We start from the raw sequence: 11,081 nt of genomic DNA on the forward strand, positions 1-11,081 counted from the left end.
TTTTAAATCCACGCGAAGCTCGATTTAACTTCTCTCAACTACCTATTATAAAAAATAAGTAGTGAAGAAACTATCGTCATAATTTCTTCACTACTATCTTAATATGTTTCCAAGGGGCTGGCCCTTCAACTAACTAACGCTTGATTAAACTGTTTCATTTGTTGAGGCGTTAGTGGATTTTCCGGGCCAGCTGATCCCTCAGGAGTCTCAGCCTTCTGGGCAATCTCACACCAAATACAGGAAACAAAGGGCAAGTTTCTGAAATGAAGACAACTCATAGCATCCTTTTTATATCTAATTCACTCTCATTTTTCGACGGTTTTATCGTCTTTAATGATATAAGTCCATATATAGATAGGGATTTGGAAAACTTAATGTCCCAATCCCATCCCTACATTGCTAACCGGTCGAGCGCATTGGATAAAGAGCTGTTTTTGTTTTTACACACCCAAGATTGCAATCAAAACATATTTTCTTCTCTCCCCCCTTAATATCGACTGAGTACGTTGAGACGAAAATTAAAATTCTATTGTAGTTGAAGATTTTGTAGCACCTATGTTTAATCGACCATTTCGTGAAAAAGCGACACCTCTCACAATAAGAGAAATGTCGCTTTTTTACATTGCTAACCGGTCGAGCGCATTGGATAAAGAACTATTTTTGTTTTTACACACCCAAGATTGCAATCAAAACATATTTTCTTCTCTCCCCCTTAATATCGACTGAGTACGCTGAGATGAAAATTAAAGTTCTATTGTAGTTGAAGATTTTGCAGCACCTATGTTTAATCGACCATTTCGTGAAAAAGCGACAGCTCTCACAATAAGAAAAATGTCACTTTTTACATTGCTACCCGGTCGAGACTCCCGAGGGATCAGACGCAGCCGAAAATCCAATTTGGCCTCCTTCAAGTGTACAACTCAATAAAGCCAAATTTAGTTGAGGCAAGTCCCCTGGGAACGCGAGACCATAGGTAGCAATCGTAAGCATTTGCCCTATTTTCAACTAATGAGGGATAATGCTTTTACTCACGCAAATACGTCGACTTAAATGCCTCAACTACTGCTTCAAAATCATCCACATTCAACGAAAAATAAACCTTAATCTTCGGCTCCGTACCAGACGGTCTCAACGCAATAAAGCCCTCCTCAAATGTATAACGAATCACATCCGCTTGCGGTAAATCAATCGCTGTTGTCGTACCATCAGCCAAATGCATCGTTTGTTGCGATAAATAATCCTCTTTCGTCACAATGTTTAAACCAAGTAACGTAGCGCTCGTATCATTTCTAAAGTGTGTCATTAATTGGTCAATCTTTCGTCTTCCTTGTTGACCTACATATGTCGGTGAAAGTGTCACATTTTCATATCGACCAATTTGCACATAAATGTCCTCTAACACCTCATTAAATGTAAGACCATTTTGCGTTAACATTTGTTTATATTTCACTAATAACGGAATAAATTGAATCGCATCTTTATCACGAGATAAGTCTTTCGCCAAGTAACCATGACTTTCTTCAAATGCTAAAACGAGTTGTGCATCATCCGTTTCACGTTGTTGCAATTGCTCTGAAATATACTTAAAGCCAGTTAATACGTTGACCACTTCTACATTTAAAGCAGCAGCGAACGCTTCACTTAAAGCACCTGTGACAATCGATTTGATAATATAAAATTGATCGCCAGTCGGTTGGAGTTCTTGATAGCGAAGTTTCATTAAAATTAAGCCGATTTCATTACCGTTGAAATAACGTGTCGTCCCGTCTTCATATCTTTCCACAAATCCAAAACGGTCGGCATCTGGATCGGTCGCAATGATTAATGATGCGTCTTCTTGTTCAGCAAGTCGAATGCCATATTCAAATGCCGCTTCTTCTTCTGGGTTCGCACTTTTAACAGTAGGAAAACGTCCGTCTGGTTGAGATTGTGTTGTTTCAATAACAAAATCATCAAATCCAAGCTCTGTCAGTAATGTCGCACCTAATGGCAAACTCGTCCCGTGAAGACTTGTTAATACGACTTTTGCGCCATGTGATTCAATTGGGCCGACAAGCGCTTTAACGCCCGCTTTATACGCTTCAGTCACTTCTTCAGCTAATGGCATAATCATTCCAGCGTCACGTAACACTTCAAATGCCTGTGCTTCAATGTCTAACGGTGATTCAATCGCATTAATATATTGACTTAAATCTTCTGAGGCTCCTGGCAACAATTGGCCACCATCTGCACCATAAATTTTAATACCGTTGTAGTTACTTGGGTTATGGCTCGCTGTAATCATCACACCTGCCGTCGCTTGTAAATGACGGACTGCAAAAGAAAGTTCTGGCGTTGACTTATAACTGTCAGCCAATACCACTTTGACACCTTCTGTTGCTAACACACGTGCGATTTCTCGTCCAAAGTCTTCAGATAAAAAACGTGTGTCAAAATGGATGACTACTGTCGCATTGGCTTGTTTCTTGTTTAAATATTGTGCTAAACCGAGTGCAACTTTACGAACTGTGAATTTATTTAAACGTCCAGGTCCAATACCAAAAGTGCTTCGGATCCCTGCAGTTCCAAATGTCAATACATCCTCAAAACCAGCGTCTCGTTCTTCATCAGTTTGTTCTTCATAAAATTCTCGTACTAAACTTTCATCTAGTCGTGACATCCATTGTGCTTTCAAAACATCCACCATCCTCATATGATTCATTAATTTAAAGCAATGGGGCTCGTATACAATGTTAGTCCCACGCTCATTCATAGATTAATTTCATTATACATGAACAAGTCGTTTCCATCATAGAAATCGATTAGCCTCTACAAAATGGACGAAAATGTATGAAATGATTGAAAAGTAATTAACACTTGCATTACAATATATAATCATATGTAAAAATACCTGTTAGGAGCAATTCACTATGAATAAAGGACTCAAATATTTACTCTATTTATTGGCTTTAATGCTTATAATTGTTCCTGCAATTTTCGCATTCACTTTATTTAATTCATCAAAAAATGCTTTTAACGACTCGTTCTCACAATCTGATGAACGACAATCCCAATTAAGAGATTCTAAGGTCAATGCTGCGAAACAACCGATTTCCATTTTATTTTTAGGCATAGATGACAGCAGTACAAGAAGACAAAATGGACAAAGTGCCGAGCAATCCCGTACAGATGCGATGATTTTATCAACAATGAATCCTGACGAACATCAAATTCGTTTGCTCAGTATTCCGCGTGATACGTTAAGCTACATTCCTAAAGTAGGTTACTATGATAAGATTACACACGCACATGCATATGGCGGCCCAGAAGCTTCAATGCGTACAATCGAAGCCAATTTAAATGTACCTGTTGACTACTATGTTCGCATTAATATGGAAGCTTTTGCAAAAACTGTAGACGAACTCGGTGGCATTGAATTTGATGTCCCATACGATTTGAATGAACCGAATACTATGGACAAAGGTCGTATCAAGCTTAAAAAAGGAAAGCAACAACTTAATGGTGATGAAGTGCTTGCTGTGACACGTACACGTAAGCAAGATTCTGATTTGAAGCGCGGGCAAAGACAAATGGAAGTTTTAAAAATATTGTTCAAAAAAGCCCAAGACACTAAATCTTTACACAAATTAGATGATATCATTGAAATTGTAGGAAAAAATTCAAAACACAACTTAAGTTACTCTGAAATCAAAGCACTCGCGACAAACTACTTAGCAAATGATGTAGAAATTAAATCACAACAACTTAAAGGTGAAAATGAATTACTGAATGGTATTTATTACATTAATCCCGATGTTGATAATCTGATTGAAACTTCTAACTTATTGCGTAAAGACTTAGGTTTAGCACCTATTAAAGATAGAAATCAATTTTTAATCGAGCGTGTTAAAGCATACTATGGAGAAATTCCACCGCTCACATTTCTTGATGATTCTTTATTACAAGATGTCAAAAAGTTATTACCTAAAGATGATAATAACGACAAACAAAATCAAACAGGTGAATCAGCTAATACCAACGATGCAACCAATAATCAGCAGACGGACTTGCAACAACCGACTGGCGATCAACAGCAAGGCCTACCTGACCAAAACCAAAATCCTGATGGTTCATAATACTATGAATAGGAGGTTCACACATGGCACGTCATACACAAGAAAAAATTAGACATATCAATGGTATTTTCAATATGCTTGAGCAACAAATTATTCACAGTAAAGACATGGCGCATTTTCGTCAAGAGTTGTTTTATGTGAATCATACGCACCGTGAAAATTATGAAGCACTGTTGCTTTATTATCAGGAGAGCGAAACGAATCCTGTCATCAATGGGGCATGTTATATCGTAGCCCTCCCTGAAATTTTTGATGCCATTGATGTATTTGAATCGCCATTACCGTTTTCTTGGGTTTATGATGAAAATGGTTTAACACCAGCAATGCAAAATTTAAGTGTTCCTATTCAATATCTTGTTGCCGCAGCTTTAGAAGTGACAGATGTGAATATTTTCAAACCTTCTGGCTATACGATGGGTATGAACAACTGGAACCTCGTACAAATGCGTCTTTTCTGGCAATATACCGCCCTTGTACGTCAACAAGCAATGTAACCACAGACGCATTAACGTTATATCATTGATTAAAACAGGCTAGGGCATATATAATTTCCCTAGCCTGTTTTCAATTTTTATAAAATCACCCTTCGCATCGAACTTAAGTTACGTGCAAATATGAATTTTAAAAGCGCCCTCTTTCCCCTGCTTCTACACCTCACTCAATTCGATTTCAAAAATACTTTTATTCCATTAAGAAATATATTATGATAAACATTAAATTCACACGCTTATGAAAGGAATGAGCCTTATGATTAAAAAAGTTGAAACTGATCAAGAATATCAAGACGTCCTTTTCGTTCGTGAGACTGTATTTATTCATGAACAAGGTGTCTCTCGTGAAGAAGAAATTGATGAACATGAACATACTGCACACTATTTCATCGCTTATAACGACAATCAAGAACCTATCGCAACAGCACGTTTTCGCAATGTAGAAGGCAGCGCGAAAGTGGAACGTGTCGCAGTATTAAAAAGTGCACGTGGTTTAGGTATAGGAAAACAACTCATGCAATATCTTGAACAAGAAGCGCACAAACAAGGGTATCATCATTTTAAATTAGGTGCACAAACACACGCCATCCCTTTTTATGAATCATTAGGCTACCATACTTATGGTGAAGAATTTTTAGATGCCGGTATTCCTCACTTCAACATGGAAAAGTATCTCCCCGAATAGAAACGCGCGATTACTCCCTCTTTATTGATAGAAATGACTCGAATTGAAATATGTCTCTTTGTATGCTATTTCAATTCAGTCATTTAATACCATTCTCAAATTAATTAATTCAGATGAACTTTATTACTATGACTTTTCTTTATTCAAAAATATTCCCTTATTAATTATTTAATGTTTTTATGAACAATTTCCCGTTAACAAAAATAAAGTGAAAATATAAAGACGGGGAACGATTATTAAAATTAAATTACAATCCAGTTAAAATACACAAATCGCCCCCCAATAACTCTATAATGTGAATAATCAACTTTTTATTTTATCTAAAAGGAGCAATAAAATGGTCAAAAAATTTGGTTATAAAACACCTACAATCGTAGCACTTACATTGGCTGGGACTGCATTTTCTGCACAACATGCCAATGCCGCCGAACAAGTTGCACCTGAAAAAACACCTACGAATGTACTTAACGATCAATACGCATTAGAACAAGCTGATGAAGCAAAACAAACGACGCAATCACCAACGCTAGCGGGTTCAAAGGAATATAAAGACCCTTCACAAGTTGACACGACTGAAATCGATGCATCATCAAAAATAAATAATAGCGTAGAAGTTGGACAACAAGACGCACAGCCTACTGCGACAAATGATGAAGCGACATCAAAAGAACGTACTGTGTCTCATGGTACAGACGAAAGTACATCATCTATGACAGCTTCTGAAGATGAAGAAGCATCAAATGCACAACAAAATACAGCTGACAAAGCTAAGCAAGATGTGCAAGCAACAACGGAAAATGCCAATCAATATCCTTACAGTTCAGACGAAATTGATACGCATGAAGAAGCAGAAGTGTCACCAGATACATATCACTCATCTTACACAAACGCGCAACAAAAGACACAATCAGAAAAAGGTCAACAGTCACCATCCGCTTCTGTAAGCGCTTCATCAACAACACAAGCTGATGACAATACAGCTAAGGTACCTACACAAACGGAACATAAAGATGCTGTTTCAACAACACAGCCTAAAGACACTGTACAATCTGAAACGAGCCCATCGGCAAAGGCATCTACACGTACAGAAGCTGATAATGTTGCCAAAAATACTGCACAAACACAAACGCAACGTGTCGCAACTCAAAATGCTGATACAAAAACAAAATCAACTGCCGAAACAGCAACTCAAGAGCCGGCACAATCAGCAACAAACAATGATGAAAAAGCGACAAACCGTGCACAAGTGACAAATGAAAAGAAAGTTGATGCAAAAGTAGCTGCTAAAACAACAGCTTCAACGACGCGTCAAGCTGATACGCAAACGCAAGCAACAGCGGATGCGAAAACAACATCCCCTAAAGCAACGTCGTATATCGCGAAAGCATCATCTGAAAAAGACATTAATGCCAATCCGGACGGTCCAACACCTCCACGTATTGGTGGTAAAGGCGGCCCCCCTGCTTCACTGTCACTTCAATCAACAGGGCAAACAGCTTTCCGTGCAGCCGTCGCAAGTAAGCCGAAACCTTATCAACCACAGTTAAAGTCGTCTATTAATGACTACATCCGTAAACAAAATTATAAAGTGCCTGTATACGAAGAAGATTACTCAAGTTACTTCCCTAAATACGGTTACCGTAACGGTGTAGGTAAACCTGAAGGCATCATTGTGCATGATACCGCTAATGATCGCTCTACAATTGAAGGCGAAATCAGCTACATGAAAAATAACTACCAAAACGCCTTTGTGCATGGCTTTATTAATGGTCAACGCATTATCGAAACACAACCCACAGATTATTTAGCATGGGGTGCGGGTGCTATCGCGAACCAACGCTTTATTCATATCGAGCTCGTTCACGTTCACAGTAAAGAGGATTTTGCACGTCAAATGAACAACATGGCGGATTATGCGGCGACAAACTTACAATATTATGGCCTTTCACCAGATAGTGCCGAATATGATGGTCGCGGTACAGTTTGGACGCATGATGCCGTTTCAAGATTTTTAGGTGGCACTGACCATACGGATCCACATGGTTATTTAAAACAACATGGTTATTCTTTTGATGAGTTGTATGATTTAATCAATGAAAAATACCAAGTGAAAATGGGTTATGCCTCACCAGCCAACTCATCTTCAACGCCTTCAAAACCATCAAAGCCGTCAACAAATAAAGGCTTAACAGTTAAAAATACAACAGGTTATGGCCGTATTAATACAAAGAATAGCGGTTTATACACAACGGTTTATGATGCAAAAGGTAAAGCGACAAATCAAATTAATACAACTTTAAAAGTTACAAAAGAAGCGACATTAAACGGTAACAAATTCTATTTAATGAACGATGCGAAATCTAATCAAGCACTCGGTTGGGTAAAATCAAACGATGCCACATATCAAGTCGCACAAGCAGAGAAAAAAGTAACAAAAACGTATACTGTCAAACCAGGTACAACCGTTTATCAAGTGCCTTGGGGTGCATCATCACAAACAGCTGGTAAAGTTTCAGGTACGAAAAACCAATCATTTAAGTCTACTAAAGAACAAACTGTTGCGAAAACGAAATGGCTTTACGGTACAGTGGGCAAAGTCACAGGTTGGATTGATGCAAGTAGCGTTGTTGCAGATGAACAAAAACCATCAACAAATACCGCGTTAAAAGTAACAACTGACACAGGTCTAGGTCGAATTAAAGATAAAAATAGTGGCTTATATGCAACAGTTTATGATAAAACTGGTAAAAGTACCTCAGCCACAAATCAAACATTAAAAGTAACGAAAAAAGCAAGTGTCAATGGCCAATCATTCTACTTAGTAACTGACTATGCAAAAGGAACAAATATCGGTTGGGTCAAACAGTCTGATGTCGATTATCAAACAAGTAAAGCACCATCCAAAGTAAGCCAAAACTATAACATTAAAGCAGGCGCGAAATTGTATGCCGTTCCTTGGGGTACAAGTAAACAAGTTGCTGGTACAGTCACAGGTGCTGCAACACAAACATTCAAAGCAACACAATCTCAAACTGTAGGCAAAGCAACATACTTGTATGGTACAGTCGGCAAATTATCAGGTTGGATTAATTCAACAGCATTAACAGCACAAAAAGCGGCGCAAAAAGTAGCAGCAAGCAGTCTCACGAAAACCGTTTCTGAAATGGGACAACTCAACACGAATAACAGCGGTATAAAAGCTTCTATTTATGACAAAACAGCAAAAAGTGCAGCGAGATGGGCAGGTCAAACTTATAAAATTATGAAAACTGCTTCAGCTAACAATGAAGATTACGTATTACTGCAAAACAACACAGGTGGTACACCACTCGGTTGGTTTTATGCGAAAGATGTCACAACACGTAGCTTAGGGGCAGAAAAATCAGTCAGAGGCACTTTCAATGTGAATAGTAAAACATCTGGCCTCTACTCAATGCCTTGGGGTACAGAGAAGCAACGTATCGACACATTAAAAAATGCAACAAGTCGTCTATTTACAGCTGTAAAATCTGTTAAAGTCGGCAATGATACGTTCCTATTAGGTTCAGTGAATCATAAATTGGGCTGGATTAATCAAAAAGACTTAACTGCTGCAACCGCAAAAGTCGCAAGTCTTAAAACAGCAGCCAACACTGCAGTTAAAGGTGCAACGACGACAACTTTAAAGAAAATTGAAGATTATGTCATTACGAACAAAAACGGTTATTACTATGCGAAAGTTGGAGATACTCAAACAGCCGGCGCATTAAAAGCCTTTTATCAACAAATTTTCAAAGTTGAGAAAACATCCGTGCTTAACGGGATTACTTGGTACTATGGTGCATTCCAAAACGGAACGAAAGGGTGGCTTAAAGCAGCTGACTTACGTACATCATCAATTCAACACACGGCAGTAAGTAGCACATTGAAATCAGCACTCGACAAACAAATGGCACTGACTTACCCGCCTCAAGTCCAACGTGTAGCAGGCAAATGGGTCAATGCGAATCGTGCAGAAACTGAAAAAGCAATGAATACCGCAGCACTTGAAAAAGATCCGACGCTTATCTATCAATTTTTAAAACTTGATAAATATCAAGGCCTCGGCGTTGAAGAACTCAATAAATTGTTAAGAGGCAAAGGTATTTTAGAAGGTCAAGGTGCCGCGTTTAAAGAAGCAGCTCAAAAGCATAATATTAATGAAATTTATTTAATGTCTCACGCATTTTTAGAAACAGGTAATGGGAAATCTCAACTTGCAAATGGTGGCCGCGTCGATAAAAACAATAACGTCGTAACGACGGGCAAACCTAAATATTACAACATGTTTGGTATCGGTGCGATTGACACAGACGCTATACGCAATGGCTTTAAAACAGCGCAAAGATACGGCTGGGATACAGTCAGCAAAGCAATTGTTGGTGGCGCGAAATTCATCCGTGATCAATACATCGGTTCAGGTCAAAACACATTGTATCGTATGCGTTGGAACCCACAACACCCTGCAACACATCAGTATGCGACTGATATTAATTGGGCGAATGTAAACGCACAACGTATGAAATATTTCTACGATCAAATTGGCGAACAAGGTAAATACTTCGACGTCGATGTGTATAAAAAGTAACTACAGTAAAAAGCAGCTCTAATCATCTTTACGGTGATTAGAGCTTTCTTTTTTAATATTTCAGGATAGTTTGCAATGGGCTTGATGTCAAAACATACCACTAAGTCTAGCTACAAATCGCCTCATCTCCCCTCGCATTCTCAGAGGACTAAATATCAATCACAAAACCATACACATCTCTACTCCTCACAAAATCAGAGTCAGTCACAAAGTAAAGCACATCACAAAAATGAAGAACAGCTTTGGTGAAAACTCGACTCGCTTTTCCATATATTGTAACTTCATTTTGATTTACGCTCTGCATGTTCAAGATTATTCGCACTACCCAATACTATGGACTCAGTCTGGATGATTGTAAATGTGGACGAGACTCCCGAGGGATAAAGAAATACTTAATACAAATTCTTTATACTTTGATAGTTAATACTGTTTATCGCAGTAGCTGTCTGACTTCTCAATGCTTGTGCTTTTGAGAAGTCTAGTCAGCCTTGCGGGGGCAGTAAGACGAAATCTTTGTTACACATGAGATTTCTGTACTGCTCCCGAAAATCCAATTTGGCTTCAATGCAGTGTTCACCTAAATCAAGTCAAATTTAGTTGAGGCAAGTCCCCTGGGAACGCGAGTCCTTAAATGTCAGTTCACACAACATTCATCGCTCCTCCCCACAAAATCAGAGTCAGTCACAAAAATAAAGCGCATCCCAAAAATGAAAAAATCTTTGGTGAAAACTTGACTCACTTTTCCTTGTATTGTAACTTCATTTTGATTTACATTCTGCATGTTCAAGATTATTCGCATTACCCAATTACTATGGACTCAGTCTGGATGATTGTAAACGTGGACGAGACTCCCGAGGGATCAGACGCAGCCGAAAATCCAATTTGGCTTCAATGCAGTGTTCACCTAAATCAAGCCAAATTTAGTTGAGGCAAGTCCCCTGGGAACGCGAGTCCTTAAATGTCAATCATCCAGACAAGTCCATAGAAACCGAAGACAATTCTAAAATCTGAAAATGTCGCAAAGCCAAAATGGGCACATCTTTTGTTTCAATACATAAATCGAGTAGGAGAATAGTCATTAATTGACTATTCGTCCTCTCACACCACCGAGCGTACGGTTCCGTACTCGGCGGTTCAATATCTTGCGTAAGCCAACTCTGCAAGCTGGGCTAATGGTATCAGCC

5 protein-coding genes are annotated in these 11,081 nt (G+C 38.6%); 4 read left to right on the forward strand and 1 reads right to left on the reverse strand.

What is annotated here, in order from left to right:
• Window positions 1-1,024: 1,024 nt before the first annotated feature.
• Complete coding sequence (locus CCE82_RS12235; protein WP_167370980.1) at window positions 1,025-2,674, reverse strand: phospho-sugar mutase; 1,650 nt, start codon at window positions 2,672-2,674, stop codon at window positions 1,025-1,027.
• 235 nt (window positions 2,675-2,909) lie between these two features.
• On the opposite strand from CCE82_RS12235, the gene CCE82_RS12240 reads away from it, so the two are divergent.
• From CCE82_RS12240 to CCE82_RS12255, 4 genes are all read left to right on the forward strand, one after another.
• Window positions 2,910-4,115, forward strand: coding sequence for an LCP family protein (locus CCE82_RS12240; RefSeq protein WP_086429633.1), 1,206 nt, complete (start codon window positions 2,910-2,912; stop codon window positions 4,113-4,115).
• Window positions 4,116-4,138: 23 nt separating this feature from the next.
• A complete protein-coding gene (locus CCE82_RS12245; RefSeq protein WP_086429634.1) occupies window positions 4,139-4,609 on the forward strand; it encodes a DUF2538 family protein in 471 nt (156 codons plus the stop codon).
• Window positions 4,610-4,862: 253 nt separating this feature from the next.
• Window positions 4,863-5,291: a GNAT family N-acetyltransferase gene (locus CCE82_RS12250; RefSeq protein ID WP_086429635.1), complete on the forward strand. Its 429-nt coding sequence runs from the start codon at window positions 4,863-4,865 to the stop codon at window positions 5,289-5,291.
• 337 nt (window positions 5,292-5,628) lie between these two features.
• Complete coding sequence (locus CCE82_RS12255) at window positions 5,629-9,897, forward strand: GW dipeptide domain-containing protein (RefSeq protein ID WP_086429636.1); 4,269 nt, start codon at window positions 5,629-5,631, stop codon at window positions 9,895-9,897.
• Window positions 9,898-11,081 lie beyond the last annotated feature (1,184 nt).

Origin of the sequence: Staphylococcus cornubiensis (genome assembly GCF_900183575.1) — a bacterium.
Classification (GTDB): Bacteria; Bacillota; Bacilli; order Staphylococcales; family Staphylococcaceae; genus Staphylococcus; species Staphylococcus cornubiensis.